The sequence below is a fragment of the Exiguobacterium sp. s95 genome (assembly GCF_018618655.1).
Taxonomy (GTDB): Bacteria; Bacillota; Bacilli; order Exiguobacteriales; family Exiguobacteriaceae; genus Exiguobacterium_A; species Exiguobacterium_A oxidotolerans.
In genome coordinates, this window is record NZ_JACSMM010000001.1 from 269,288 (window position 1) to 294,520 (window position 25,233).

Sequence of the window (25,233 nt, forward strand, 5' to 3'; positions counted from 1 at the left end):
AATTCCTCGTTTTCCACAGAGATTGTCTACAGTCTGAAAACGCCATTCCTAAAACTAGGAATGGCGTTTTTTTAAAGTTAAATGATTGGAATCGCAAGCGTCGAAAGTAAGCTGACACCTAAGAATAAGGCATAGCTGAAAAACGTCGCTTTTGCGTTTCGATCATGTTTATGTCCGAGAATCGCAAACAACAGAACTGCTAAAAACGTAAGTAGTGATAACGACAACAAGTGGTGTTGATCCGTTGAAGGAACGAGCGATTGAACCAAGTGGGCTAAACCAAGCGGTAAAACAATCAGTAAAAAATAGAAACCAAGCCGTGTTTCTGATGGAACTTCAGTTGCTTCGTCGTTCGGATCGATACGTGTGTACATTTTCATGGATCGTCACCTCCTTCTATTTCAGTATAAAGGAAGGGATGGTGAAACCTCGTTACAGTCCCGTAAGAACTAGATAACAATTTGACTTCTAGATGACATCCAGATGTCGCGCCGTTTTGATTTTGTAAAATCCCGACAATATTTTTTTCAACATGATTCATTATTAACTATAATATCAAATGCAATAGTTCAAGTGGAAACCATCACAAACAGACTAGGTTAAACGTGGGGGAATCAAGAGTTTCACACAATAAAAGATTGTTTAAGGCATATTCCAGATTAATCATAGAAAAATTGAGATGCTGTATAAAAAAGCAAAAAATAAAGAGAGCGATGCTCCTAGTCCTAAAAAGAGTATCTTGACGGAATCGCTCGTTGTTCGTATAACAAAGATCAGTAACCCGCTGAAGAGCAAACTGATTGTCATTAATGAGATGGTTGTCACGGTAGGTTCGAACCGGATACTAGAATAAGTAAAACGCAAGCTGGGAAAAAGAAATTCTGACAGTGTACCAGCGCCGCTTGATTTTAATGTGTCCTTGATCGAATGCGGTGGTTCCTGTTGACCGAGCCATGCAGTCGCTGTAAAGAGAAGAAACATCAAGAGTCCTTCCACCCGCATGCGCATCCGCTGGACTTCGAATGATTGTTTGGAATGCGCATAACTCCACTTTCCGTTCAGGAAACCGATGACCAGCACAGGGAGAATCAAGACATGTTTCCAAAGTAAGGCTTGACCATACGGCAAAATCCAAGAATCGAGATAGTTCCCTACCGATACCACGACAGACATCAGATAGATTCCGGAACCGACGATTATTAAAAAACATAACGTCACGAGTGGTCTAAACCATTCGAGGATAATGGCCAAATTACGGTCTGATTTACTTGAAAAGCCGAGTACGAGCAATCCGCCGGTCCAAATGAAGACGGCCAGGGCATGCGCTGTATGTATAATCATGCCTTCTGCCCCTTTGATGCTGGAAGCGTGTCCGGACCATGCAAAAGTTCCGACCATCAACAATAGAAAGAACATCGATAACTTTACACGCCCCGGGCTGAGTGATGGACGATTGGTGAAGATGAGAAGAAGTACACTCCAAAGAGTCATCAAGATCCAGGCATTTCCAGCCTCGAATGTAAATAATACGGATTGGAGCGTCATCCATAAACCGATATCTTCATATAAATATAGTACGATTCGTATGACCGAAAAGGAAAAGAACAGTGGAGTCAGCAAGATAAGGGCACGTATCCGCCGTACTGAAAACGAAATGTCAGGTCGGTAGGACAAGGGAATGAGCTGGATGGAAAAATATCCGATTAATAGCGTAAGAGAACCGTAGAGGAGTGTATCACCGATCAGGTAAAGAAAAATCATCGCTTACGCCCTTGTAGGACAGTCCGGTAGAAAAAGTACAGTGCCAATAATATAAGAATTCCCCCGGCAATCCAAAAGGCAAACCGGCTATCAACCGTAGCGCGTGTGGTTGTCGCAGAAGGTTCCTCTTTTTTCGGTTCTGTTCGAACAGACGTTTGGTCCTCCTGGGGTTCGGCCTCGACTTTGTTTGCTGCGACGGTGAACACATAAGTACCTTCAATTGGATGTCCGTCTGTCCCGACGATTTTCCAATCGACTTGATATTGCCCCGGTGACAAAGTTTGATCGAACTTCAGGGTCATCCGTTCATTTTTTTGACTAAGTGTCCCGTCGAGGACATCCGAAGAACCGATAGCGGACACCTGAACCCTACCGCCAGCTTCAATCTTGGATTCAAAACGCAGGATCATCGTGTCAGTCGGTTGAACAGTCTGATTTGCTTCTGGATTGGAAGAATCCAGTCCGGTATGCGCAGACACATACAGAGGGAAACACAAAATACTCATTACCAGTAGTAACAGCAAATAGTTTTTTCGATACATCTCTTCAACTCCTTTATGTTTGTTATGTACGGTCAAAACCATAAAAGATATAATCAAAAACCTTTATTTTTTTGACGCTTACATTAGTAAATGCTAATATGATTATATCATATTAGTGAATCCGAATATGAAAAAGGAGTGAACATTATGGAACAATTACTGGAACCGTTGGAATTGAAAGTAAGGGTCGTTCATGGTTTTTCAAATAAAACACGACTACAAATCTTAGAATGTATTCGTGACGGTGAAAAGACAGTGACAGAAATCGTCGAAGCAATTCATGGAAATCAGTCCAACGTCTCGCAACATTTGGCTTGTTTAAAAGGGTGTGGACTGATTCAAAAACGGACGCAAGGGAAATACGGCTATTACTCTTTGCGAAACGATACAGTACGAGAATTATTGCAATTGTTTGGAGAACTGACGCTGGAAATCGGGCAGGAATCCGCTTGTTGTGAACATCACATCGAGGAGGCATAAAAATGACAAGTTCCTGCTGTAACAACGGCTCTCTGAATGAGAACGATTCAAAAGAAGCGAAAGATGCCGCTTCATCTACAACGACATGTAGTACGTCGAACGAGGTCGAGCGACGTGCGATGAAACATGTCGAGACGAGTTGCTGTTCGAATTCGACATCCGAGATAGCTGGTACAACCATTGAAACCGCGTCCCCGCAGAAAGAAGCGGAATCGTGCTGTAGTAAAGGTTTACAGAAAACGGTAGACAGCCTGAATGCTGATACGTGTTGTTCTTCAAGCAGTGCTGTTTCGACGCCAGTTCATCCTGATCGTGCAACATATACTTATCGTATAGCAGGAATGGATTGTCCTTCTTGTGCGGCGACTTTAGAAAAAGGATTATCTACAATTCCGGAGTATCGGAATGTGTCTGTCCATTATGGTGCGGCTCGTTTAAAAATCGAGAGTGAGACAACACCGAGTGATCGCCGGCTTCGACATGAGGTGAAGAAGTTAGGGTTTCAACTCGTCGCTCCTGACAAATCAGATCAATGTGTCCAGACATATGCAGTTTCGGGGATGGATTGTAGCAGTTGTGCTAAAACGATTGAACAACATTTTGGGAAAATGGCAGATGTACAGACTGTCATGGTCTCGTTTGCACGCGGAGAAATGGAAATCGCACATCATTTGGATGTTCGACAAGTAAAAAGTGAGCTGAACAAAATCGGTTTTGATGGACAGGTTAAAGGAGAAGAGTCTTCTACATCTTCGTCACGTTCATACGATGGAATATCACTGGTCTTATCCGGGATCCTGATTGGGTTAGGGTTACTCTTTCAAACAATAGGAATCCTCTATCTTCCGGACGCTCTGTACGGAATCGCTTTGATGTTGAGCGGGTGGAAAGCTTTTCGAAGCGCGTTTTATGCCATGCGTGCTCGGTCACTCGACATGAATGTGTTGATGAGCGTAGCAGCCATTGGTGCCACGTTCATTGGTGAATGGCTTGAAGGCGCGACCGTCGTCTTCCTCTTTGCCATCGGGAATCTGCTTCAAAATCATTCGCTAGCCCGGACGCGGAATTCGATTCAAAAACTCATCGAACTTTCCCCGAAGGAGGCCTTCGTGCTGACGGAAGAAGGGCTTATACGGAAATCAGTAGAAGCGGTGCAAATCGGAGAAAAAATTCGGATTCGGCCAGGGGATCAGGTTGCACTAGACGGAATGGTTTTGAAAGGGACGACGACCATCAATCAAGCATCGATTACAGGAGAATCGATTCCGGTCGACAAAAGTGAAGGAGATCACGTCTTTGCCGGGACGTTAAATATGGATCGTTCGTTCGACATGATCGTCGAAAAAACATATCAGGAAACAACGCTTGCGCATATCATCGAATTGGTCGAGGAAGCACAGGATAATAAAGCGCCAAGCGAAGCATTCATCGACCGTTTCGCCAAAATCTATACTCCATTCGTCTTTTTAGGCGCGCTGTTGATCATGATTGTCCCGCCACTCCTTCAACTCGGTAGTTGGGGGGAGTGGTTCTACAAGGGGTTAGAATTGATTGTCATCGCTTGTCCATGTGCGCTTGTCATATCGACACCGGTCGCGATTGTGACCGCAATCGGGAATGCTGCACGAAATGGTGTATTGATCAAAGGTGGCGTCTTCTTAGAAAAGGCAGGAAAGATCGACGCGGTCGCTTTCGACAAGACAGGAACGCTGACGAAGGGGACGCCGGCAGTTCAACAGTTCATGTTACTCTCGGATGATCGCGAGCATGTGTTGCGCATCGCACACTCACTCGAACGGCATTCAAGTCACCCATTAGCAAAAGCCATCACAGAATACGCGATTCAAGAAGAAATACATCCGCTTGAATCGGACGCGATTACAAATCGCGTAGGGAATGGTATGTCGGGTGAATTCGAACAAATTCTGTATCATATCGGAGGCGTAAAGTGGTTTCGTGAAATGGGTTATGAGTTGGGAATGCTTGATTCGACTATTGCAAATGCTGAAAAGCAAGGTCAGACCGTCGTACTTCTCGGAAGTGACGCTGATGTCCACGGACTCTTTGTACTTTCAGACGAAGTACGAGATGAGAGCGCCGATGCTGTACGTAAGTTAAAGGGGAAAATAAAAATAAAAAAATTAGTCATGTTGACTGGTGATAATGCAGGTGCAGCAGCTCGTATTGGGGAAAAACTAAATCTGGATGAAGTGCATGCCAATCTCCTGCCTCATGAAAAGGTTCATATTGTTGAAAACATGAAGAAACAATCGTTTCAAACCGCAATGGTCGGTGACGGTATCAATGATGCACCTGCTTTCGTTACAGCGGACGTCAGCATTGCGATGGGTGGAGCAGGGACGGATACCGCACTTGAAACGGCGGATATCGTATTGATGGCAGACAATTTAAACAAGTTACCTTATACATTTGACTTAAGCAAAGCAACGCTGACTATCATTAAACAGAATGTCATTTTTTCGATTCTCATTAAATTGATTGCATTGATGCTCGTCTTTCCTGGATGGTTGACATTGTGGATGGCTGTCCTCAGCGATACAGGCGCAGCGGTACTCGTGACATTGAATGCCCTTCGATTATTGAAAAAGCGGACGCTTTAAATCATGAGGGTGTCAAGATGATGACTTGGATGTGAGTATAATAAGTAAAAGGATTATGGTATATCAAATCAAGGAGGAAACGACGTGCCTAAAGTGTTTCGTTATTTTTACCTGTCTGATTTATTTGCCGTCGTCGGTGCGAGCATCTCCTATATCGCCATCTACTGGACGAGTGCAGAACGGTTGACGGCGTTACAGCTTGCCCTGTTGATTGGCGCCGTCTTTTTGACGCGGTTCGTCGTCGCGACCTTTAGTGGTCCGTGGATTGATCGTGTCGACCCGGTCCGCTTACTCAAGGGGACGGTTGCTGTCCGGACGGGACTATTAGTTTTGACGGCAATCGGCTTGCAACTGTTTTCCGGCTCGACCGGACTGTTGATTGCATTATTGATTGCTCAGACGGTTTTACAGACGATTGGCGGAAATACGGCATTCAAAGTCGTGGTCCGACTTGTTGAAGCAGACCGTCTACCGGTCGCGAATGCCTACTTGAGTACACTCGACCGAATCGGGACGTTAAGCGGACTCTTGATTGGCGGCGTGCTAATTGCGAGCTTTTCCATCGAGACGATTTTACTGATGGAAGCCGTCCTGCATGGCGTAGCGTGGCTGTTGCTCCTGTCGATCAAGCCTGCTGCACCCGGGGGAGAAGGGAAACAGAACCGGTACATCGACGCGTTGACGGAAGGACTGACGTACTTAAAACAAGACCGGCAACTGATGCAAATCTTAGGATTCGCCGTCATCGCCAACTGGATGATTACACCCGCGAATACGTTACTCGCGCCGTTCGCGAAAGACGTCGTCGCTGGCGGAGCAAAAACCTTTTCGGTACTGGAGCTCGCCCTCGTCATCGGTGGCATTCTCATGTCGCTGCTCTATGCCCGGTTCGCGAAACAAGTCGTCCTCGGTCGACTGTTCCGGCTGTCCGTGTTGTTACAAGGCCTCTTTATCATCACCCTCAGCTGGACGGATACCGTGTCGCTCGCTTTCATCGCGCTCTTTTTACTGGGTGCTGCCCTCAGTTTATTCGGAATTCCGTTTTCGACGCTGCTCCAGCAAACGACGCCGGATTTACTGCTCGGACGGGTCCGCTCGGCGATGGTCGCCATCTCGACACTTTGTTCTGCGGTCTGTTACGTCTTATCCGGTTATATGACGACCTTCCTGTCAATCGAACACGTTTTTCTGTTCTTCGGCGGTTCAGGACTGGTCGGTGCCGTATTCTTGATGCTGCTTACGTCACGTCACGCAGCTAGTAATATCAGTCAGGACAAGGCAGGATAAGGAAATCGGTCTTAAGGTGGAGGGCAAGCGCTTTCTTTCGCAGTACACTTAATAAAAGAAGAACAAAAGGGGATAGCGACGATGGATGGTCTGATGATGATAGCATTGTTATTTTTAATTCCGATTAGTGGGATGACGGTGTTGTTGAATCTGTTATGGCGACGAATTGAAGTAGAATAATATGAAGAAATGAACGGACTGCCGTAAGCCGGCAGTCTGTTTTTATGCGAAATTTTAGGGGGAGAATCATGAAGAAAATCATCATCATCGGTTCCGGCGGTTCGGGGAAATCGACGTTCGGACGTCAATTGCATGAACAAACCGGGATTAAGGTGTCACATCTCGATGCGTTGTTCTGGAAACCGAATTGGGTTGCCGTCCCGCGGGACGAGCAAATAGAGGTGCAACGGCAGTTGATGGAACAACCGGAATGGATCCTTGACGGAAACTACGGCGGAACACTCGGGATGCGGCTTGACGCCGCCGATACGGTCATCTTTCTCGACATGCCGCGGACCGTTTGTGCGTACCGGGTCATCAAACGTAATCTGAAGTACCGCAACCGGACACGGCCGGACATGGGGGAAGGCTGCATCGAACAATTCAGCTGGCAGTTCCTGAAGTGGGTCTGGCAGTACCCGAAAGCGCGGCGACCGGGTGTCTTACGCCAGCTTGACGAAGTGCGACATGAGAAAAACGTCGTCATTTTGTCGTCGAAGCGTGACGTACAGGCGTTTTTAGATCAGCTTTGATGCAATTTGGTTTGCGTTAGTCAGTTTTTCATAATCACTTTTGAGCATGGACATAATCAGTTCGTCAAAATAAACCCCATTATAATTTATCGATTCACGGAGTATACCTTCCGTTACAAACCCTGCTTTTTTATAAGCTGCTATCCCATTTACATTATGACTATATACTTCAAGTTGAAGTCGATTCAATCGTAGTTTGTTAAATACGAAGTGCAACGTTAATTGTAAAGCTTCCGAACCATAACCTTTTCCTGTTAATTTCAATGAGCTCATGGAAATTCGAAATCCTGCTCGCTTATTTTCTTGATCTATCTCAAAAACAGACAATTCTCCTATCATTTTATTGTTACTGTTGAGACAGATTGCAAAATCATATCGTGTTGAATCGCTGTTTATAATTTTTATGTGCTGTTGAATTTGCTTTAATGTAAAGGTTGCTTTAGTTGCCGTCACATATCGGATTTCGTCGTCTTGAGATGCTGCTAGCAGTAGAGGTGCGTCTTTTATTGTTAACGGACGTAAGTGAATGCGTTCATGCTGTAATTGCATGTTAAATCCTCCTATGGTCGGTTTTTAATATCTCGCATGCGAAATAAAAATAGAGAAGGTTAACGTTTATCGACGACTACCTTACCATCCTGATCTAGCAAGGGGGTCATTCCGCTCACCCCGAGACCGCTTGTCATCAAATAATTTACGCCGGTCTGCGTATCGACGACGATTTTGATAATCCCTCCACTGAGGTGTTGTTTTGATTTCAATACAAACCGTTTATCACGCATACTGTAATCGTCTCCTTTTATTTAAGCGCTGTAGCCAGGAACAAACATAAACATTCATGTCTTCTGCGGACATAGCGCTCTTTTATAAAGATAACTGAATTTGAAAGAGAAAATACCGTTTTGACTGCGAAAATTACAGTCGAAACGGTATTTTTTCAGTCGATTCCTCGATTAGTTTACTCCAACCGCTTCCGCCTCAAACGCAAGCACTGGTCCGAATACTTCGTAATGCAGTTGCTCCGTCGCTCCTTGCCAGTTCGACGCGACAAACCGAATCATCGCTTCCGGTCCACAGACGAAGGCAATCGCGGATTTGTCGACGTTGTGAATGACTTCTTCCGTCAAACGACCGGAAGTTGTCCCTGTTTGTGCATGTCGTTCCGCATAACGGATGACCGTTGCACCGGCTGTTTCCAGGCTTGCGAGACGCGTCGTAAAGGCACGGTCGCGGTCATCTTGAATCGCGACGTGAAGCGTGACGGACCGACTTGTCGCAAGTGCTGCGCAGGCAATCGCGAGCAAGGGTGTCAGACCAATCCCGCCAGCGAACAGGACGACGGGTGCTTGACCAGCCGGTAACGCAAAATTGCCAGCCGGTGCACTGAGCAGGACCGTATCGCCGATGTTTGTTGCGTCATGCAATTGCTTCGACACGCTTCCGTCGCGTTTGACGGCAATCGTGTAAAACGCATCACCAGGGCGATTGATTAAGCTGTACTGCCGGTTTTGCCACAGTCCTGCCGGCGTTTTGATTCGGAGCGTCACGTATTGTCCCGGTGTAAAGGCCGGTAACGTCAAGGCATGTGTTGGCTGCAAGGTAAACGATTTGATGTCCGACGCTTCCTGCGTGATTGCCGTCACCGTGAAGGTCTGATATCCAGTGAAGCCTTTTGCCTGTTCGTCTTGTGCATAAAGTTCGGCTTCAAGCGTCATGAACAAATCAGCGATTTCCTGATAGGCGAGTCCCCACGCGTCGATGATTGCCGGAGTTGCGGCGTCACCTAGGACTTCTTCAATCGCGCGCAACAGTTCTGTCCCGACGATCGGGTACATCTCCGGTTTGATTTGCAGGCTCCGGTGTTTATGTAGGACGGGCAGGAGCGTTGGTTTTAAGACGTCGAGTTGATCGATGTTCGCAGCTGCCGCATAGACGGCGTGAGCGAGGGCTTGCGACTGACGGTTTGTTTTTTGGTTCGTCTGATTAAAGATGTGCGTCATCTCCGGGTGCCGTTCAAACAGGCGTTGATAAAAGACACGGGTGATCGCTGGTCCGTGTTCTGCAAGAACAGGGACAGTTGACTTGATGAGTTGAATCGTTGTTGCGTTTAACATAAGACCACTTCCTTTTCAGTTCATTCTCCCACAGTATTAGAGCTTTCGCCCGTAAATACAACATATTAAATACTAGATTAAAAAAGAAAGTGAATCTTGTCACAAACGTGCCATCGATTCGTCAAGAAACGGACAAAAACCACTGACTAGTGTCAGCGGTCAAGTCGGAATCCAAAGTTTTGAGAAATCAAGGTAACCGAACGAATCGATGACGAGGTTCTGCAGCTCGATCGGATAAGGAATCAGCCGCGTATCATCAAAAAGCGGGATGAAATAGGAGGCGTCGATGACGTAGCGCTCGAACGACTGGTGGAGCGGCATCCAGTCTTCGAACGGCGTGTCGTCGTACTGTTGGATACGCCGTTCCATCTCCGGCATCTGGCGGTACAGCTTGGCCGGCGGAGAATATTCATTTGTTAAGAACTGATGGAACGCGACCGTCAAGTTGCGCTCGAACACTTCCGCGTGGATCGCGAGATCGATGTCGGCGAAAGCGTGCAGGTCGGTGATACTTTCTTTGAATCCGACCGGAACGAATTCATAAGGAATGCGTTGGCGGTCGAACATTTCACATAACCAGTACGTCACGTTTTCCGTAAAGTCCGTCAGTTTAATCCGGATCGGCCGGTCGAACGTGACGGGTGGTCCATCGGGAACAACATATTCTTGACTAAACTCACCGAGAAAGCCGCGGACGTTCGGTGTACCGCGCTCGTTGAACTCGGTGATAAAGGGGCGGACGGAAGCAATCAGACGGTGGATGTAGTGCCGCGCCTCCTCACTTTCGAAGGCGCCGCCCGGACGGGGATTCAAGAAAATCAGTCCGAATCCGGACTGGGTGGCAATCGTCCCGGTTGCGCTCGATTCCGATAACGACGTCCGGTAAACCGGATCGTAGGCGTCCGGCATCTGGATGAACTCGATCCGGTCGAGTAACGCCCGGACGCCGTAAAAATTCGCGAACGCCTGTAAGACGGTTTTTTTATCATCCTGTTGCGTCAGTTGAAACGGACCGGTCCCGACACCTTCTTTATGAATGCTCGTGTGAAGTGTCGCAAGCTTCGGTAAAATCGAGTTCCGTTGCTGGTCAAGGATCAGGTCGACCCGGTACGGTCCGTTCGATTTAATCTGTTCAATGTGGCGATACGACCAGGCATAGGCAGGAAAGGCGATCAGTTCCCGTAAACTTTTTGTGACATCTTTACTCGTCATCAGTGAACCGTCGTGGAAGCGGACGTCTTTTCGTAAATAAAGCGACAAGGTGTTGCCTTGCCAGGCATAGTGATGGGCAAGTTCCCCTTTAAGCAGACCGTCTTCATCAATCCAAAACAAGCGGTTAAAGACATTTTGGACCAGGTGGGCACTATGGATATCGGCTGCTTCGAGCGGGTGTGCCGTCAAGAAGGGCCGTTTCCGCGGAATGAGTAAAGCGTCGGATGCCGTTTGGACATAACCGAATTTTTGTTCGAGCCGCCGCATGAACCGCCCGGTCTGAGCAGGGGACCAGTCCCAACTGAGCTGTTCCGTCACGGCGTCAATCGATTCCCGGTCGATCCGCTCGAGCAGCTGACGGGCCAGTTCGCGCTCGACGTGCCGCAACCAGACGAGCTCCGACAAATGTCCCCGCCCTTGACCACTCGTATAATCAAGCCAACCGTCGTCTTGCCAGCGCTTCAAATAACGTTTGAATTGTTTCGGACTCAAATGAACCGTATCGGCGAGGTGCTGAATCGTATAATGTCCGTCACGGCATGTTTTCCATAACGTAAAGAGATACGTTTCCATCAGTTGCTCCTTCCTAAAAGGGGACATTAATTCACGACGATGTCCATTTTTTAATTAATCTGTCTTGTTTATCATACAGGTAGAGAATGGAAGGTGACAATATGAAATGGAAAGATATACCTAAACCAATTAAAGTCAGACTCGTAACATCCTTTTTTAACCGGACGGTGTCATTCGCCATCATGCCGTTCATGGCCTTATTGTTCGTCGATGCCTTTAATAAAGTCATTGCCGGATTGTTTTTAATCAGTACCGTCTTCTTAAGTTTCTTCATCGGATTGATTGGCGGGTATCTCGCCGACCGCTTCCCGAGAAAACGGCTGCTCGTCCTGTCGACGACGGCGACCGGCTTGATGTTCCTTGCGATGACGATCAGTCTTGCCGTCAATCAGATGATTGCCTTCACGATTGCCTACGCCATCTTTACCGTCACGAGTAACATCGGGCGACCGGCGATGGGGGCGATCATCATTGACGCGACGACGCCGGACAATCGGCGGGCTGTCTATGCGATCGATTACTGGTTGATCAATCTCTCGATTGCACTCGGGACGGCACTCGGAGGCTGGCTCTACGTCAGCAACAAACTGTTCCTGTTCAGCTTATTGACGTGTACGTCGCTCCTCTTACCGGTCGCGTATCATTTCCTACTCGACGAATCGAAACACGTCTGGCGGAAACAGCCGTTCCGGTCCGTCCTGACCGACATCACGAACAGTTACCGAATCGCCTGGCGCGACCGTCCGTTCGTCAAGGTCGTGCTCGGTTCGATGTGTATCCTCGCCGCCGAATTTTCGATGGGCAGTTACGTCGCTGTCCGGCTGGCGGACGAGTTCAAGACCGTCGAAGTCGGCAATCTCCTCGTCAACGGCGTCCGGATGGTCAGCCTGATCAGCATCGAGAATACGATTCTCGTTGTTTGTCTGACGTTTTTCATCCAACGGCTCGCAAACCGTTTTTCAAGCCGGAAGGCACTTGTCGCCGGACTAACGTTATACCTGATCGGCTACATGACCGTCACGAGTGCGAATTCGATGACCGTCCTGTTGACGTTCATCTTCATCGCGACGATCGGGGAATTGTTGTATTCCCCGACGTTAAACGCTGAAAAAGCGAACATGATGCCGGAAGATAAACGCGGCGCCTATTCGGCCTTTGCCGGCACGTCCCACGCCGGGGCCGACTTGATTTCACGCTCGACGATCATCCTCGGAGCGGTCCTAGCCCCGTTCATGATGAGTGTCTATATCGGATTGATTGTCTTCCTCGGATTGGTCTTAGCGTATTCGGGTCTTTACATGAAAGAAGTCGTCGAGACGAAACGAAACGTCTCGTAATCAAAAAGGAGTGGATAAAATGGAGGAATTGACAACGAAGCGGCACCGGTTACGACGCTGGCGCATGAGTGACGCTGAAGATTTATATGCCTATGCGAAAGATCCGCGTGTCGGACCGAACGCCGGCTGGGCACCGCACGCGTCCATCGACGAAAGCCGCGCCGTCATTTCGATGTTTCAGGAAGCGAATGATGGTTATGCAATCGTCGACCGGGCGACGGACCAGGTCATCGGCAGCTTCGGGATGCATGCGCGCCGACCAGTCGAGGCACTGGCTGACAAAAAACAAGTCGAGTTCGGATTCGTCCTGCATCCTGATTACTGGGGACAGGGACGGATGCCGGAGATCGTCGACGCGGCACTCGCTGTCGCTTTTGTGGAGCTTGAGATGGAGATTGTCTGGTCTGCCCACTTTGATTTTAACGGACAATCGCAACGCGTCATCGAAAAGATGGGCTTCCGCCACGTGCTCGACCGGCCGTTCGTCATGGAGCGGATTGACGGGCGGACGGTGACGAGCCGGTTGTATCAATGGACGCGGGAGCGGTATGAAGCGGAACGTAAGCAAAGCGTACTGGAGGATTTAACATGCTGACGATTTATCTGACGCGGCATGGCGAAACCGAATGGAACATAGAACAGAAGCTGCAAGGCTGGTCGGATTCACCGTTAACTGAAAAAGGAAAAAGAAATGCCTGTCAGTTAGGTGAAAGGCTGAAGTCTATCGCATTTCAAACGGTCTATTCCAGTCCGAGTGAAAGAAGTTTATGTACGGCTCGATTGATGATGCAGGGACGGACGTGTCCGTTTGTGATCGAGGAGGATTTAAAAGAGATACATTTTGGGGACTGGGAAGGGCAAAACAGACAGGTGTTAAGTGAGAACTATCCGCAAGCCTATTTCAACTTTTGGAATGCGCCACATCTGTATATATCAGAAACAGGTGAAAACTTCTTTGAGCTGAAACGACGTGTTCTTGCATTTTTTGAGAAAATGAAAAGTCGACATCAAACAGGCGAGGTTCTAATTGTCACGCACACAGTCGTTATTAAAATATTGTTGGCCACTTTAAAAAAGCAACCGCTAGAAAAGTTATGGTCAACACCTCCATTCATAAAGGATACATCCTTGACGATTATTGAATGCGTTGAGGACCAGCTTAAAATTGTGCTAGAAGCAGATATAAGTCATATCCAACAGGTGCAGGAACAGTTTATGGAACGTTAATTCGAAAAAATCGGCATTGAAGAAAGTGAATTTTAATAAATAGGGCTGTTTGACGGAGGGGAAGTGGAACTTTTTTCTCCCTGTCAGACAGCCTTCTTTTAATCAATGCTCATGTTTGTTTCATACCTGTAATCGCTATAACGGTGTCAAGGAAGACGTGATCAACTCTTCGCTTTCGATAACGATTGCAGTCAATCCGCTGTCAGTTCTGGTTTCGTGCCATTCGCCGCTATCCCAAAACACGGCATCACCGCTCTGGACTTTAACGGATGTATCGTCTTCACTTCTAACCCAGCCTTCCCCGCTCACAAGTAAAAGCAACTGGGGAACAACCGCTTGATGATAACCAATTAACCCGGCGACATCTAAATGGACACACCCTATATGAACGGGCTTCTCTGTCTGCGTGATCCGCGACATTACAAAATCAGAGTCGAATTTTGTGATTTTTTTCCCGGTCTCTTTTGTGAATCGATAAAGTTTCATATAATTCCCCCGATGCATTGTTTGCTACCTGATTTAATTTCGCTGACGTTTAGACATAACCAGTTGCAGGACGATGCTAATCAGGCCTGCTATGACAAATTTGAACAAGTAGTTATCCGTTAATCCAATGAGGACGTAACCGTTGATTTTTTGAAGTAAGGTCGCTTCAGGGACCCAGTCGATGACAAATCCGATCCCGAACAGTGCCGGCAGGCTAAGTACTAGATAGACAATGATGAAGGAAAGGAGAAACGTTTTGATTTTCAAGCTAACTCACCTCTATCGCGATGTATTTATGACTGCAAAAGTACAATGATCAGGATAAAAGTAGAAAAAGATCCAGCAGACAATAAGATCAACATCTTCGGGCGATTGATTTCTTGTGAAGGTTTAAATACTTCTTTTGAAAGTGTCATCCAAATGACTAAAGAAACGATGATCACTAAAAATAAAAAATCTTCAGGCATCAGTCAGTCCTCCTTCAATTCACTTTAATCTTCAGATCGTAACCAGCTAATATAGATATTTAAATTAGTATTAACCCCTTTTGATTCTAATAGTCGTGCAACTTGTTCTTTTGAAATGTAAAAGCTTGCACTTGTATTCAAAACTAAATGCGTCAAGTATTGGGAAAGAGAGTCAAGGATGTCGGAATCTTTCGTTTTATCAATATGTTTCATCAGTTCATGAACTAATTGTTCTTGTTCTAGACCAATGGTCATCCAAGAAGCGAATGCATCCAAAACGGTGTCAGTATCCTCACTTTGAATATATTGATTAATTTCTTCAACTGAAGGATAACTCGCATAAAACGCATCAAGATCTAGTGGTTCTAAGTCTGGTTCTTGGATCAGCCAGCGGGATAGAAAATCTTGAAAGGTTGGAGCGACTTCGCGTGTGGATGCATCTGAAATGTCTAGGTACCAGATGGATGGATTTTTATCATCATGATCAAAGTTTAAGTAGTAAAAATAAATCCCTTCGCCGTCACCAATAATGACATGTTTGCCTACGACATCCCATTCCGGTAATATATGCTTCGTCGATTTGACGAACGATTCGTAGCTGAGCCCTTCGAGATAACGGATTGGTAAATAACTCGCATCTCCAGGCTCAGACCATGTGTTTTCAAAATCTACCGAAACAGTGTTATACAGGATGGTACCTCCGTTTTGATCTCTTAACAAGGTGAGAAAAATTTCCGGGAATGTCACCTGTAGTTCAGTTTCAATTTGATGGACCTCATTTTCCGATAAAGGTGCGAGAATACCATAATCGTCTTCTTTATCCCAAATGTTCATTATGTTCATTTTTCATCTCCAATCAAAAAAGTGTGTAAAAGAATGAAGGGTTCCTTTTTAATAAAATCCATTTTTTTGTGAACAAAATCACTTCTGCATCTGTCGTTTCGTAAGCAGCATGGGTAAGAAAAAGTAAAGATTCATACTGATCATCGAAATGAGATAACTGCTCAAAATGACGATTAATCCATTGACTTCAGTCTGATGTAAAACAAATTGTGGTAAAAAATAGGCGGCGAGTCCGATGGCGATGACCCATGTCCCTGACGAGACGGATAACCATACGATGACGACGAGATAAAGTAACCCGATTGCATAACTGACAGGAAGCGAAAACGTCACGGTCGGCGAATCGATAAAGCGGTCGGCAAAAACGGTCACCAAGATACTGACTGAAAATAAGCCGCCGAACAGTCCGAACAGTAGCTTTTGACGGCCATGACTGACCGGATGCGTCGACAGGTACCGCAGGATCAGCGCGAGGCAGACGATGAGTAACACGACTGTGCTCGCAAAACTCGCTAACAGCATCGCGCTGTAGGAGACGGCACCCGTAAAGAGCTGTTGAAAAAACGAAAAACTGGATCCGCCTACGAACACAAGTCCGAAGACTTGCAGCAATCCTTTCCAGTCAAAGGGAAGTTCGTTTGAAATCGACTGGATGTAAGCGGCCGGACTATCACCGGTAATGGATTTAACCGATTTGCCATCCGACTCAGCGTCGCGCAAGTGATCCGCGAGTTCGCTGACGATGTCTTGCGTCGCCTGTTCATTTTTTCCGGAAGCTAACAAATAGATTTTTAAGTCCTCTAAAAAACGAGTTGATTCAGTGGATAAGGGATGCATGGTTCATTCCTCCTTTAAAATCTGATTGACGCTTGCTGAAAGACTGTACCAGCGAGCTGAAAAAGCAGTCAGTTCGTCGCGTCCTGCCGAAGTGATGGCATAATACTTTCGTTTCGGTCCGCTCGGGGACTGGCGTTGCGTTGCTTCAATCCAACCGAGATTTTGCATCCGCATCAATAACGGATAAATCGTTCCTTCGCTGACGTCAGCAAAGCCATAGGTCGCAAGCTTCGTTGCCAGTTCATAACCGTAGACTTCTTCTTCTGCGATCAACGCTAGTAAACAACCGTCAAGAATGCCCTTTAACATTTGAGTAGATGACATATGAATTCCTCGTTTCACTATCTTGTATTGCAAGGTAAATATAGTTTATCACTCAATAACTTGTAATACAAGGTAGTGAATGGAATTTTCCTAATAATTGAAAAAACAAGTGCAATCGACATTGATATGCAATATATTAGTTTTATGGATAACTCAAAAAAGGCTCTTAAAATCAAGCGGACTTCCTTGAGTCAGGAAGTGTATCAGCACTTGCAGCAACAAATCATCATCTTGGAGCTGGCGCCGGGTGAAAAATTGAACGATTTGGAACTGGCGGAACAATTCGGTGTCAGCCGGACGCCGGTCCGGGAAGCACTGAAAAAACTGGAAGAGGAGGGACTCGTCGTCTTTAAACCCGGTTCACGGACGAACGTGACGGCACTGGATGTGGTACAGGCACGCGAGACGTTTCCAATCGTCGCGACGCTCCATGGACTCGCGAGTCAACTGGCGTTTCCGCACATTACGCCGGAGACGTTAGAGACGTTACGCAAGCTGAATAGCGAATTTCGGACGGCGATCGGTCAGGAGGATGCCCTCGAGGCGATGCAATGTGATGATGCGTTTCATCATGTCTTCTTACAGGCAAGTCAGAATCAGCAACTGACTGAAACGTTGAGTCGCTTGACGCCGCTCGTCCGCCGGCTGGAGTTCGCCCAGTTCAGCCGGATCGGCAGTTCGTCGGCAGATGACCACGATGCGATCATTCAAGCGTGCGAACAGCGGGATGTCGATTTACTCGTCCGGTTGACGAGGCAGAACTGGAATGGGCTCGGTCGCCATATCATCGCAGCACTGAAGGAGGAGTGAAAATGCGTCCGCTCGTACTCGGTACCTTGGCGGCATTGTTTTTTGCCGTCACCTTCATCCTGAACCAATCGATGCAAGGAAGTGGGGGGCACTGGATCTACAGTGCGGCACTCCGGTTTTATTTTATGCTGCCGTTGTTGTTTATAATCGTCGCTTTTCGCCGGCGGGTCGGACACGTCTTCCGGGCGCTCCGTGAAGACCCGAAATTTTGGCTCATCTACGGGACGATTGGCTTCGGCATTTTTTACAGCGGGATTTGTTTTGCTGCCGATTATGCGCCCGGTTGGTTGATCGCCGGGACGTGGCAACTGACAATCCTTGCTGGTCCTTTGCTTGCGCCGTTGTTTCACCAGAAGATTCCCTGGACGGCGTTACGGTTTTCCCTTGTCATCGTCGCCGGCGTCATCGTCATGCAACTTGCCGTCGCGGAGAACGTCAGCCTGTCATCGATGCTGTACGGTGTCGTCCCGGTCCTGATTGCAGCGGTCGCCTATCCGCTCGGGAACCGGAAGATGCTCATGCGGTACGGGGACCAACTCGACGTGTTCGACCGGATTCTCGGGATGACGCTCGCGAGTCTTCCGTTTTGGTTCATCTTGACGGCATTTGCATACCGTTCGAGTGGCTTCCCTTCGATGGCACAAGTATCACAGTCGGCACTCGTCGCAATCTTTTCCGGCGTCGTCGCGACGTCCTTGTTCTTTTACGCGACATCGCTCGTCCATCGTGATCCCGTCCGGCTCGCGATAATCGAGGCGACACAATCGTTCGAAATTTTGTTCACCGTCCTCGGAGAAGCCGTCTTTTTACATGCGGCATTTCCGTCAGGTCTCGGACTGCTCGGTATCATCCTCGTCATGCTTGGGATGACACTCCACAGTTTTCGGCAAGTCAGTCCGACCGTTATCTCGGATTGAATTTATTTCAACTACCTTAATTTAAAAATAACTTAGCAAACGAGGGAACAAGGATGGTACTTACAGGAACACTTGTCAACACAGGACTGATCATCGTCGGGACGTTACTCGGTCTCCTGTTTCACAGAATTCCCGAGCGGACGAAAGAAACGGTCGTCCAGGCAATCGGTCTCGCCGTCGTCGTGCTCGGTGTCCAGATGGGATTGAAAAGTGAGAACTTTTTAATCGTCATCGGCAGTCTCGTCATCGGTGGGGCGCTTGGCGAATGGTTGCGGATCGATGAAAAGCTCAACCGGCTCGGCGAGTGGCTTGAACTGAGAATCGGCCGGGGACGTCCGTCAAACATCGCTGAAGGATTCGTCACGGCGACGCTGATTTTCGTCATCGGCGCGATGGGCGTGCTCGGGGCGCTTGACGGCGGATTGCGTCAGGATCACGACGTATTGTATACGAAAGGATTGATTGACGGTTTTACGGCGCTCGTCCTCAGTTCGACGCTCGGCATCGGCGTCATCTTCTCCGCCATTCCCGTACTTCTGTATCAAGGGGCGATTGCGCTCGGTGCCGTCGCGATTACACAGTTCATTCCCGATGCGATCCTGCAACAGTTCATCGTCGAGATGACGGCGACCGGCGGGGTGATGATTTTGGCGATCGGGTTGAATCTTGCCGGCATCACAAAAATCCGGGTCGCAAATCTCCTGCCCGGTATCGTGATGGTGGCCGTGATCGTGACGGGGCTTCAACTGTTCGGGTTCAATTAAAAAACTGCGTCCTTCATTCCGTTGACAACGATTGTCTCCGGGATGAAGGACGCAGTTTTTTTAGTATGTGAGGTGCAACGCGTCCGCAGGTAAGACGGTCGTCGAATAATCGAGTAACTGATGCTGCTTATAGGTGAATGTGTGTTGACGCGGTGGACCGCTTAAGATGTTCGGTAAATAGTGTTTTAAGTTACTGATGATCCCGATATTGTCCGGATTAAGAATCCAGTCAAGTGATTTCCAGTCGAGAATCCCTTCGCGCGTCGCGCGCGGTGTCGCAAGCGTTTGGCCTTCTGGTAAGTCGGCGAGGTAGAGGTAGATGCCGACGGCCTGTTCGGCGCGTAGGACAGCGGTACCGGCGAACTGGACTTGTGACAGCATGATTCCCGTCTCTTCGAACGTCTCCCGGATGACAGCGGCAGTTGGTGTTTCACCGGGTTCGATTTTGCCGCCGACACCGTTCCACATTCCCATCGCCGGCTGCTTTTGCCGGTTGAGCAAGAGGAACTGATCGCCTTGACGGACCAGACAAAGCGTATACGGGTAGGGTACGTCCTGCACGATCAGAACAGCTCCTTTTTCCAACTCGCATACTGTTCGTCTGACGGGACGGGTTGGATCGTTTTCTTTCCATCCGTCCAAGTCGTCAAGGCTTGTTCCGTCAAAATCCGGTGGCCGGTTTCCGTCCGGACGGCAAGTAAACTCCGTTTATTGAACGGGGAGGCGGCATGTTGCTGGATGATTTGTTCGATCGCTGCGAGCTGATCCGGCAAAAGCGTCTGTTGGGTATAAAAATGGTAGCCGATGATAAACGTGTCGTCGAGTCCTATCCGTTGCATTTCAAGCTGGTACCCGGCACCGTTCGGGGCAATCCGGAAGCTGCCGCTTGGTGAAAGGACGGTCTCACCTGTCAATGGAACAGGGCGTAAGGCGAGATTGATTCCGAACCCACTGTCGACGAGGTACGTCGCGCCTGCATGCTGGAGGAGAATCGCGACATGGGTCGGACCGGTCGCCGACCAGACTTCGTGTTCATTGTCATAGACGGTCGCTTTGATGAGCGCGACATCAAATCCTTGAATCCGCAAGATTTCATAGAGCAGGTGATTTAAATCATAACAGACACCGCCGGCTTGATTGGTGACGAACGTCTGCTCAAGGCGTGCTTCGTTAAAAGGTAACGTCCGTTTCGAGAGGACGGCCTGATTATCAAACGGCAGGTGGTAGGCGAATGCTTCTAATAGAGATGGTAAATCGTCAAACGTAATCGGCCGGTCAAGTGGAAACTGTATCCGGGATGCGATTGTTTTCATGAGAGATGACAATTGAATTCCTCCTTTTTCAATCTCCTTAGTATGGCACAAAATGTCTGAAATTTAATTAAACAGTCTGGATAGTACCGAATCAATTGATTTTTTAAAATGAAATGAATCGATGAAAAAAGGGTTTTCGGGAAATTAAAGCGAATAACGTTCAACTAGTTCCTCATTTAACGAATCACTAGCATCGCACATATCGATAAAGTATGGTGCCTGCCATTTTTGAGTTGCGATGGCTTGTTTACTTGTTGGTGTATCCCAACTTGGATAAACACGCATCGCCATCTTTCCTTTTGTTGCATTAGATGAAAGAACATTTTGTTGAAGAAGTACTTCTTTCGGAAAGATGAATTGTCCGAATGCTGTCTCATTTTTAAAAGTCGTGATGACTAATAAATCAGGGGCTTCGTCATATCGATAGGGCTGATTCTTATTGTTGTCGTCTTTTTCCCAAAAGACCACAAACTGCCCTAGTTTTGTAGGCGTTACATGTCCTATCCGAAAACGAACGGTTTTGGAAAATATTTTAAAAGTCCCAGCACCATAGTTCGCATTTTGTGGTTCTTCTTGAACCCTCTCTAATGGTAAACGATTGGGTTCATAAATGATTTTATTTACATAATTCAGTACTTCGAAAAAATCATGCACGTTTCAGTTCACCTCTCAACGGATTTAAATGGTCTATAGTTAGTATAAAGCTGTATATCACGAATTCTATTTGAAATAACATTACACGTATAAAGGAGATCATCAATGAGACAGTCTAAAACGAATATTGAAAAAGAGATTCCGATTTTCGGACTGAAGCAGGAAGGGATGCATTATCAAAACAAGGCGAGCGTCTATGCTGTTGTCGTTGATAAGGAACAACAAAAATACCTAAGCGTTCGGACTAATTCACAACATTTCTTCCTTCCCGGAGGTGGGAGAGAAGTCGGTGAAACACCGGAGCAAGCACTTCACAGAGAACTGTTAGAAGAGACGGGTTATACGATTCGTATCGAAGTACCGATTGGACGGGCCAAACAGTATTTGATAGCACGAAACGGACAAGCAATCCTCAACGATGCGTTTTTTTACAAAGTGACGTTACTCGAGTTGACACAAGCGGCAGTCGAAATGGATCATCATCCGGCGTGGCTCAGTCTTCAAGATACGGATAAGTTATTTCATGCGCATCAGAGATGGGCGGTCAGGGAAGCCGTCGACCGCTAAAGTGATTGATTTAAAAGCAAATGCTGGTACCGTAAACAAAGTACATCCATCTGACCAAATGATTTGGGGCGATGGATGCCCTAATTCGGAGCATTTCGTTGTCTACGTGCTGTCTTCTCGGAACTATGAAGTGAAGGAGTCAAAAAGCAACATAAAAGGGTTGTTCCTCTTCGTTTAAAATTTTAAGGATTCGTTCACTGAAATTTGACCAGGTCACCATGTCTAGAACTTCTTCTAAACTGAAAAAGCCGACTTCCAGACTTTCGCTGCTCGTTTGCGGTGTCCCACCGACTGCTTTTGCCAGCCAACAGGTCGCGCAAACATGTTGGCTTATGTTTTGATAGATGCCACAAAAGTGAGTCACCTCAATATCGATTCCGGATTCTTCTTTCACTTCACGGATGATTCCGTCCTCGATGGTTTCTCCTAGTTCAATGACCCCACCTGGAAATTCCCAACCTCGCTCTGGCCCTTTAATGAGCAGGATTTTTCCGTGATCATCAAGGACGACGGCACCTGCTGAGAGTGAATGTTTTGGCATCATCTAATCTCCACCTTTATTTAAATATAAGACTTGTAACCGTCACTATATCTTGTTTTATGCTCTGCCAGTCAACGAATACTGGCTGTACAACCAGCTGATGGCATCTTTTAAGTCACTTGCAATGTAGTCAATACGGATGTTATTTGATTCGTCACGATGGTCGCGTAACGACATTTCCCCCGCACCTGTTCGTACTAAAATTTTAATACAACCTGCTTTTGAAGCCGCCAGCATGTCGGTCCAACGATCCCCGATGACGACACAGTTGTTTAGCGTTAAATCATGGGTGTGTCGTGCTTCCATTAACATCAGGCTTCCGGCACGTACAACCTTCTTGAGGGGGGGTGGACATACGTAAACATCATCAAAACCGAATCCAGTCAATTCCTGTTGAAAGTCTTTTATAGTTGCTAACCCTTTGGAGATACCAGGTTGATTTGTAAATGAAAACAATGGAATCCGGTCTTCTTTTAATCGATTGATTGCCAAAGCGGTATACGGAAACAGTTCAAATTCTCCTGGGTAGTGCATGGTGGTACCCCCGCCGGTACCATCACGATCCAAAAAGACAGCTTCTATGTTTTTCATCGTTTATATCTCCTGTCATGAATTTAGTAGGTACGCTACCCCATGCCATTAAACATGCTCATTTTTATAACAAATGAATCCGTTTAGAAGAAAAATGAACTCATTAAACATAGTCAAATACGCTAAACATACTCAAAATCATTCAAAATGAGTATGTTTAGCCAAAAATGAGTTAATTTATGATTTGCCGTCCATCTGTTTAGTTATTCCATTACATGCTGGTTGTTACTTTTTTTAATGTTATAAGATTGGCGATAACAGGCGCGAGATACTTTCCTTAAAGCGGATCATCTGCGGACGGGCAGCGTATTTTTCCCGCGTTAACAAACTACTATCGGCGACGTCTGATAAAAAGAGCAGTTCCAGTTCTTCGCCGACCGCCGCATACGTCGCCCAGTAGACGAACGGGTGATCCGGCTGGTTCGGAATCATGATCTTCAGGGTAACGCCGGACGCTAAGGCAATCCGGCAGGCATCCATGAAACTGGCGTCCGGAATAAAGTAGGGTGACTGAATATAGATTGATTTTTCCGCCGTATGAATTATTTGGATCAGCATGTTTTTCAAGTATTCCGTCTCTGACGTTGGACCGGACGTCACGATTTGAGCCGGGACACGGTCTGTCGAATCCGCTAGCGGTGGAATCGGTGCCGTTGACCAATCGGTTCGCTCACGGCTCGCGGCATCCCAGTCCTGTTCAAAATGAAACTCGAGTGCTTCGACGACGGGGCCGAGGACCCGCAGATGTGTGTCACGCCAGTAGCCGAACTGTTCGTCTTCCCCAAGGTACTCCGATCCGACGTTAAAACCGCCGATGTAGCCGATTTGCCGGTCAATCGTACAAAGTTTCCGGTGATTGCGGTTGTTGATCCGCAGGTTGAAGATGCCGAACGGCGAAGCGAAAAACGACCGGACTTCAGCGCCGTCTTGGTTGAAGGCAGCGAAGTCCTTCGCTTTGAGTTTCCAGGAGCCGATCGCATCATAGAGAACGCGCTGACGACGAAACCAAAACAGGTCATTCACAAAAATCTGTCCCACTCATCACAGCAACAGATTCTCAAGCAGGTATTTTAACGTTTAACGTCTAAAGTATAGCTTTAGACATACATAAGGAGTGAAACGACATGTTTACCCATCAGATCACAGAACGACTCGGATTAAAATTGATTGAACGGCAAGATGCCGACGCCCTGTTCGCCTTAGTCGACGCCAACCGGGACCACTTACGGGAGTGGCTCGGCTGGGTCGACGGGGCGACGGGAGCTGAAGTCTACCGTGAGGAAGTGATTCCGATCTGGCTGAAGCAATATGCGGACGGGGACGGTTTCGCCTGCGGGATTTATTATGACGGAGCACTGGTCGGAACGGTCGCCCTGCACGAAATCAATCAAACGTTACGCCAGACATCAATCGGCTATTACGTAACGGGAGCCGGGCGCGGAAAAAACTTGATGATTGAAGTCGTTCGCTTCGTCACAGCATACTGCTTCACGACACTCGGCTTGAATCGAGTCGTCATTGAATGTGCGGCCGGCAATACACGGAGTCAACGGATTCCCGAGCGGCTCGGGTTCGTCAAAGAAGGGACGTTACGGTCGGCAGAACGTCTTTACGGAGATTTCCATGATGTCATCGTCTACGCGATGCTCGCCGATGACTGGCAATCGAACATGATACAGGTCGAACAAACGGAAGTAGGGGACAACCGATGACGAAAATCCGCTTTGAACCGATGACGGAAACGACGTATCAGACGTATTTACCGACGGCAATTGAAGAGTACGCCGCGGAAAAGGTGAAAGCCGGAACGTGGGTGGAAGCGGAAGCCATCGACCGGTCGACGGAAGAGTTTCGTCAACTCTTACCGGACGGACGCGCGTCAAAAGACAATTATCTTTTCTCGCTAGTCGATGAGGCGACGACTGAGGCGGTCGGCATGATGTGGTTTCATGTCGTGGAAAAAAAACAGGGACGGACGGCATTCATCTATGATTTTTCGGTTGATGCACATCACCAAGGAAAAGGCTACGGGCGACAGGCGATGGTGGCGCTTGAACAGGTCGCACGGCGGATGAACATCAAAATCATCGGACTTCATGTCTTTGCCCACAATACGCGGGCGATCAAGCTGTATGAATCGTCAGGGTACGCGCCGACGGATCTCCATATGGAAAAACGGTTGGATTAAATGAAAGCACGAAAGCAACTGTACC

The 25,233-nt window shown here is 47.5% G+C and carries 32 protein-coding genes; 13 read left to right on the top strand and 19 right to left on the bottom strand.

Annotation, left to right across the window (positions count from 1 at the left end):
• Positions 1-77: 77 nt before the first annotated feature.
• The 3 genes from KNP99_RS01515 to KNP99_RS01525 form a co-directional block, all read right to left on the bottom strand.
• The gene (locus tag KNP99_RS01515; protein WP_088836975.1) at positions 78-380 is read right to left on the bottom strand and encodes a hypothetical protein; all 303 of its coding nucleotides are present in this window, start codon (positions 378-380) and stop codon (positions 78-80) included.
• A gap of 283 nt (positions 381-663) precedes the next feature.
• On the bottom strand, positions 664-1,761 hold the full coding sequence (locus tag KNP99_RS01520) for a copper resistance D family protein (RefSeq protein WP_214845583.1): 1,098 nt from the start codon (positions 1,759-1,761) through the stop codon (positions 664-666).
• Positions 1,758-2,303: a copper resistance CopC family protein gene (locus KNP99_RS01525; RefSeq protein WP_214845584.1), complete on the bottom strand. Its 546-nt coding sequence runs from the start codon at positions 2,301-2,303 to the stop codon at positions 1,758-1,760. The genes KNP99_RS01520 and KNP99_RS01525 overlap by 4 nt, the downstream gene beginning before the upstream one ends.
• A gap of 147 nt (positions 2,304-2,450) precedes the next feature.
• Between KNP99_RS01525 and KNP99_RS01530 the strand changes: the two genes are divergently transcribed.
• The 4 genes from KNP99_RS01530 (at position 2,451) to KNP99_RS01545 (ending at position 7,443) form a co-directional block, all read left to right on the top strand.
• Positions 2,451-2,783: an ArsR/SmtB family transcription factor gene (locus KNP99_RS01530; RefSeq protein ID WP_215193007.1), complete on the top strand. Its 333-nt coding sequence runs from the start codon at positions 2,451-2,453 to the stop codon at positions 2,781-2,783.
• A gap of 2 nt (positions 2,784-2,785) precedes the next feature.
• Positions 2,786-5,404: a heavy metal translocating P-type ATPase gene (locus KNP99_RS01535; protein WP_251133029.1), complete on the top strand. Its 2,619-nt coding sequence runs from the start codon at positions 2,786-2,788 to the stop codon at positions 5,402-5,404.
• 84 nt (positions 5,405-5,488) lie between these two features.
• Complete coding sequence (locus KNP99_RS01540) at positions 5,489-6,691, top strand: MFS transporter (RefSeq protein ID WP_214845587.1); 1,203 nt, start codon at positions 5,489-5,491, stop codon at positions 6,689-6,691.
• A gap of 248 nt (positions 6,692-6,939) precedes the next feature.
• A complete protein-coding gene (locus KNP99_RS01545) occupies positions 6,940-7,443 on the top strand; it encodes a DNA topology modulation protein (protein ID WP_214845589.1) in 504 nt (167 codons plus the stop codon).
• Here KNP99_RS01545 and KNP99_RS01550 read toward each other — a convergent pair.
• The 4 genes from KNP99_RS01550 to KNP99_RS01565 all read right to left on the bottom strand — a co-directional run bounded on the left by KNP99_RS01550 (position 7,429) and on the right by KNP99_RS01565 (position 11,342).
• A complete protein-coding gene (locus KNP99_RS01550; RefSeq protein ID WP_214845591.1) occupies positions 7,429-7,992 on the bottom strand; it encodes a GNAT family N-acetyltransferase in 564 nt (187 codons plus the stop codon). The two genes, KNP99_RS01545 and KNP99_RS01550, sit on opposite strands and share 15 nt — an antisense overlap.
• Before the next feature lie 59 nt (positions 7,993-8,051).
• Entirely contained in the window at positions 8,052-8,225 is a 174-nt protein-coding gene (locus KNP99_RS01555) for a DUF6440 family protein (RefSeq protein ID WP_214769410.1), read from the bottom strand.
• 171 nt (positions 8,226-8,396) lie between these two features.
• Positions 8,397-9,557 (bottom strand): globin domain-containing protein, encoded by a 1,161-nt coding sequence (locus KNP99_RS01560; RefSeq protein WP_214845593.1) that lies wholly within the window; start codon positions 9,555-9,557, stop codon positions 8,397-8,399.
• Between the two features lie 159 nt (positions 9,558-9,716).
• On the bottom strand, positions 9,717-11,342 hold the full coding sequence (locus tag KNP99_RS01565) for an ABC transporter substrate-binding protein (RefSeq protein WP_214845595.1): 1,626 nt from the start codon (positions 11,340-11,342) through the stop codon (positions 9,717-9,719).
• 101 nt (positions 11,343-11,443) lie between these two features.
• On the opposite strand from KNP99_RS01565, the gene KNP99_RS01570 reads away from it, so the two are divergent.
• From KNP99_RS01570 to KNP99_RS01580, 3 genes are read left to right on the top strand one after another with little or no spacing between them, the layout of a single operon-like run.
• Complete coding sequence (locus KNP99_RS01570; protein WP_214845597.1) at positions 11,444-12,679, top strand: MDR family MFS transporter; 1,236 nt, start codon at positions 11,444-11,446, stop codon at positions 12,677-12,679.
• 19 nt (positions 12,680-12,698) lie between these two features.
• Positions 12,699-13,274: a GNAT family N-acetyltransferase gene (locus KNP99_RS01575; protein WP_214845599.1), complete on the top strand. Its 576-nt coding sequence runs from the start codon at positions 12,699-12,701 to the stop codon at positions 13,272-13,274.
• Positions 13,268-13,906, top strand: coding sequence for a histidine phosphatase family protein (locus tag KNP99_RS01580; RefSeq protein ID WP_214845601.1), 639 nt, complete (start codon positions 13,268-13,270; stop codon positions 13,904-13,906). The genes KNP99_RS01575 and KNP99_RS01580 overlap by 7 nt, the downstream gene beginning before the upstream one ends.
• A 135-nt stretch (positions 13,907-14,041) precedes the next feature.
• On the opposite strand, the gene KNP99_RS01585 is transcribed toward KNP99_RS01580, so the two are convergent.
• The 6 genes from KNP99_RS01585 to KNP99_RS01610 all read right to left on the bottom strand — a co-directional run bounded on the left by KNP99_RS01585 (position 14,042) and on the right by KNP99_RS01610 (position 16,863).
• The gene (locus tag KNP99_RS01585) at positions 14,042-14,392 is read right to left on the bottom strand and encodes a cupin domain-containing protein (protein ID WP_214845603.1); all 351 of its coding nucleotides are present in this window, start codon (positions 14,390-14,392) and stop codon (positions 14,042-14,044) included.
• A 33-nt stretch (positions 14,393-14,425) separates the two neighbouring features.
• Positions 14,426-14,659 carry a hypothetical protein gene (locus KNP99_RS01590; protein WP_214804737.1) on the bottom strand — a complete coding sequence of 78 codons (234 nt, stop codon included), beginning with the start codon at positions 14,657-14,659 and terminating at the stop codon, positions 14,426-14,428.
• Positions 14,660-14,685: 26 nt separating this feature from the next.
• Complete coding sequence (locus tag KNP99_RS01595; RefSeq protein WP_214769391.1) at positions 14,686-14,859, bottom strand: hypothetical protein; 174 nt, start codon at positions 14,857-14,859, stop codon at positions 14,686-14,688.
• A 24-nt stretch (positions 14,860-14,883) separates the two neighbouring features.
• On the bottom strand, positions 14,884-15,702 hold the full coding sequence (locus KNP99_RS01600) for an SMI1/KNR4 family protein (RefSeq protein ID WP_214769388.1): 819 nt from the start codon (positions 15,700-15,702) through the stop codon (positions 14,884-14,886).
• A 78-nt stretch (positions 15,703-15,780) separates the two neighbouring features.
• Positions 15,781-16,539: a hypothetical protein gene (locus KNP99_RS01605; protein WP_214845605.1), complete on the bottom strand. Its 759-nt coding sequence runs from the start codon at positions 16,537-16,539 to the stop codon at positions 15,781-15,783.
• Between the two features lie 3 nt (positions 16,540-16,542).
• Positions 16,543-16,863: a PadR family transcriptional regulator gene (locus KNP99_RS01610; protein WP_214845607.1), complete on the bottom strand. Its 321-nt coding sequence runs from the start codon at positions 16,861-16,863 to the stop codon at positions 16,543-16,545.
• A gap of 144 nt (positions 16,864-17,007) precedes the next feature.
• On the opposite strand from KNP99_RS01610, the gene KNP99_RS01615 reads away from it, so the two are divergent.
• The 3 genes from KNP99_RS01615 to KNP99_RS01625 are packed head-to-tail and all read left to right on the top strand — an operon-like array spanning position 17,008 to position 19,354.
• Positions 17,008-17,673 (top strand): GntR family transcriptional regulator, encoded by a 666-nt coding sequence (locus KNP99_RS01615; protein ID WP_214805069.1) that lies wholly within the window; start codon positions 17,008-17,010, stop codon positions 17,671-17,673.
• 2 nt (positions 17,674-17,675) lie between these two features.
• A complete protein-coding gene (locus KNP99_RS01620) occupies positions 17,676-18,590 on the top strand; it encodes a DMT family transporter (RefSeq protein WP_215193008.1) in 915 nt (304 codons plus the stop codon).
• A gap of 53 nt (positions 18,591-18,643) precedes the next feature.
• A complete protein-coding gene (locus KNP99_RS01625) occupies positions 18,644-19,354 on the top strand; it encodes a DUF554 domain-containing protein (protein WP_088836990.1) in 711 nt (236 codons plus the stop codon).
• 60 nt (positions 19,355-19,414) lie between these two features.
• Here KNP99_RS01625 and KNP99_RS01630 read toward each other — a convergent pair whose 3' ends face one another.
• The 3 genes from KNP99_RS01630 to KNP99_RS01640 all read right to left on the bottom strand — a co-directional run bounded on the left by KNP99_RS01630 (position 19,415) and on the right by KNP99_RS01640 (position 21,321).
• Positions 19,415-19,915 carry an NUDIX hydrolase gene (locus tag KNP99_RS01630; RefSeq protein ID WP_214845611.1) on the bottom strand — a complete coding sequence of 167 codons (501 nt, stop codon included), beginning with the start codon at positions 19,913-19,915 and terminating at the stop codon, positions 19,415-19,417.
• A gap of 2 nt (positions 19,916-19,917) precedes the next feature.
• Complete coding sequence (locus tag KNP99_RS01635) at positions 19,918-20,679, bottom strand: arylamine N-acetyltransferase family protein (protein ID WP_251133030.1); 762 nt, start codon at positions 20,677-20,679, stop codon at positions 19,918-19,920.
• A 132-nt stretch (positions 20,680-20,811) separates the two neighbouring features.
• Positions 20,812-21,321 (bottom strand): MepB family protein, encoded by a 510-nt coding sequence (locus KNP99_RS01640; protein ID WP_088836992.1) that lies wholly within the window; start codon positions 21,319-21,321, stop codon positions 20,812-20,814.
• Positions 21,322-21,426: 105 nt separating this feature from the next.
• On the opposite strand from KNP99_RS01640, the gene KNP99_RS01645 reads away from it, so the two are divergent.
• On the top strand, positions 21,427-21,888 hold the full coding sequence (locus KNP99_RS01645; protein ID WP_214845613.1) for an NUDIX domain-containing protein: 462 nt from the start codon (positions 21,427-21,429) through the stop codon (positions 21,886-21,888).
• A gap of 139 nt (positions 21,889-22,027) precedes the next feature.
• On the opposite strand, the gene KNP99_RS01650 is transcribed toward KNP99_RS01645, so the two are convergent.
• From KNP99_RS01650 to KNP99_RS01660, 3 genes are all read right to left on the bottom strand, one after another.
• Positions 22,028-22,432, bottom strand: a complete 405-nt coding sequence (locus KNP99_RS01650; RefSeq protein WP_214845615.1) for an NUDIX hydrolase — start codon at positions 22,430-22,432, stop codon at positions 22,028-22,030.
• 54 nt (positions 22,433-22,486) lie between these two features.
• Complete coding sequence (locus tag KNP99_RS01655) at positions 22,487-23,020, bottom strand: HAD-IIIA family hydrolase (protein WP_214845617.1); 534 nt, start codon at positions 23,018-23,020, stop codon at positions 22,487-22,489.
• Between the two features lie 240 nt (positions 23,021-23,260).
• Complete coding sequence (locus KNP99_RS01660; protein ID WP_251133031.1) at positions 23,261-24,043, bottom strand: phospholipase D-like domain-containing protein; 783 nt, start codon at positions 24,041-24,043, stop codon at positions 23,261-23,263.
• A 101-nt stretch (positions 24,044-24,144) separates the two neighbouring features.
• Here KNP99_RS01660 and KNP99_RS01665 point away from each other — a divergent pair, with 101 nt between their 5' ends.
• Together KNP99_RS01665 and KNP99_RS01670 are read left to right on the top strand one after the other, a co-directional pair.
• Positions 24,145-24,732, top strand: a complete 588-nt coding sequence (locus KNP99_RS01665; protein WP_214808037.1) for a GNAT family N-acetyltransferase — start codon at positions 24,145-24,147, stop codon at positions 24,730-24,732.
• Positions 24,729-25,208, top strand: coding sequence for a GNAT family N-acetyltransferase (locus KNP99_RS01670; RefSeq protein ID WP_088836997.1), 480 nt, complete (start codon positions 24,729-24,731; stop codon positions 25,206-25,208). The genes KNP99_RS01665 and KNP99_RS01670 overlap by 4 nt, the downstream gene beginning before the upstream one ends.
• Positions 25,209-25,233 lie beyond the last annotated feature (25 nt).

What these genes read in the sequence shown, in the direction of transcription:
- KNP99_RS01515 (WP_088836975.1), bottom strand. Translation starts at nt 380, where the DNA reads ATGAAAATGTACACACGTATCGATCCGAACGACGAAGCAACTGAAGTT.
- KNP99_RS01520 (WP_214845583.1), bottom strand. Translation starts at nt 1,761, where the DNA reads ATGATTTTTCTTTACCTGATCGGTGATACACTCCTCTACGGTTCTCTT.
- KNP99_RS01525 (WP_214845584.1), bottom strand. Translation starts at nt 2,303, where the DNA reads ATGTATCGAAAAAACTATTTGCTGTTACTACTGGTAATGAGTATTTTG.
- KNP99_RS01530 (WP_215193007.1), top strand. Translation starts at nt 2,451, where the DNA reads ATGGAACAATTACTGGAACCGTTGGAATTGAAAGTAAGGGTCGTTCAT.
- KNP99_RS01535 (WP_251133029.1), top strand. Translation starts at nt 2,786, where the DNA reads ATGACAAGTTCCTGCTGTAACAACGGCTCTCTGAATGAGAACGATTCA.
- KNP99_RS01545 (WP_214845589.1), top strand. Translation starts at nt 6,940, where the DNA reads ATGAAGAAAATCATCATCATCGGTTCCGGCGGTTCGGGGAAATCGACG.
- KNP99_RS01550 (WP_214845591.1), bottom strand. Translation starts at nt 7,992, where the DNA reads ATGCAATTACAGCATGAACGCATTCACTTACGTCCGTTAACAATAAAA.
- KNP99_RS01555 (WP_214769410.1), bottom strand. Translation starts at nt 8,225, where the DNA reads ATGCGTGATAAACGGTTTGTATTGAAATCAAAACAACACCTCAGTGGA.
- KNP99_RS01560 (WP_214845593.1), bottom strand. Translation starts at nt 9,557, where the DNA reads ATGTTAAACGCAACAACGATTCAACTCATCAAGTCAACTGTCCCTGTT.
- KNP99_RS01565 (WP_214845595.1), bottom strand. Translation starts at nt 11,342, where the DNA reads ATGGAAACGTATCTCTTTACGTTATGGAAAACATGCCGTGACGGACAT.
- KNP99_RS01570 (WP_214845597.1), top strand. Translation starts at nt 11,444, where the DNA reads ATGAAATGGAAAGATATACCTAAACCAATTAAAGTCAGACTCGTAACA.
- KNP99_RS01575 (WP_214845599.1), top strand. Translation starts at nt 12,699, where the DNA reads ATGGAGGAATTGACAACGAAGCGGCACCGGTTACGACGCTGGCGCATG.
- KNP99_RS01580 (WP_214845601.1), top strand. Translation starts at nt 13,268, where the DNA reads ATGCTGACGATTTATCTGACGCGGCATGGCGAAACCGAATGGAACATA.
- KNP99_RS01585 (WP_214845603.1), bottom strand. Translation starts at nt 14,392, where the DNA reads ATGAAACTTTATCGATTCACAAAAGAGACCGGGAAAAAAATCACAAAA.
- KNP99_RS01595 (WP_214769391.1), bottom strand. Translation starts at nt 14,859, where the DNA reads ATGCCTGAAGATTTTTTATTTTTAGTGATCATCGTTTCTTTAGTCATT.
- KNP99_RS01600 (WP_214769388.1), bottom strand. Translation starts at nt 15,702, where the DNA reads ATGAACATAATGAACATTTGGGATAAAGAAGACGATTATGGTATTCTC.
- KNP99_RS01605 (WP_214845605.1), bottom strand. Translation starts at nt 16,539, where the DNA reads ATGCATCCCTTATCCACTGAATCAACTCGTTTTTTAGAGGACTTAAAA.
- KNP99_RS01610 (WP_214845607.1), bottom strand. Translation starts at nt 16,863, where the DNA reads ATGTCATCTACTCAAATGTTAAAGGGCATTCTTGACGGTTGTTTACTA.
- KNP99_RS01615 (WP_214805069.1), top strand. Translation starts at nt 17,008, where the DNA reads ATGGATAACTCAAAAAAGGCTCTTAAAATCAAGCGGACTTCCTTGAGT.
- KNP99_RS01620 (WP_215193008.1), top strand. Translation starts at nt 17,676, where the DNA reads ATGCGTCCGCTCGTACTCGGTACCTTGGCGGCATTGTTTTTTGCCGTC.
- KNP99_RS01625 (WP_088836990.1), top strand. Translation starts at nt 18,644, where the DNA reads ATGGTACTTACAGGAACACTTGTCAACACAGGACTGATCATCGTCGGG.
- KNP99_RS01645 (WP_214845613.1), top strand. Translation starts at nt 21,427, where the DNA reads ATGAGACAGTCTAAAACGAATATTGAAAAAGAGATTCCGATTTTCGGA.
- KNP99_RS01650 (WP_214845615.1), bottom strand. Translation starts at nt 22,432, where the DNA reads ATGATGCCAAAACATTCACTCTCAGCAGGTGCCGTCGTCCTTGATGAT.
- KNP99_RS01655 (WP_214845617.1), bottom strand. Translation starts at nt 23,020, where the DNA reads ATGAAAAACATAGAAGCTGTCTTTTTGGATCGTGATGGTACCGGCGGG.
- KNP99_RS01665 (WP_214808037.1), top strand. Translation starts at nt 24,145, where the DNA reads ATGTTTACCCATCAGATCACAGAACGACTCGGATTAAAATTGATTGAA.
- KNP99_RS01670 (WP_088836997.1), top strand. Translation starts at nt 24,729, where the DNA reads ATGACGAAAATCCGCTTTGAACCGATGACGGAAACGACGTATCAGACG.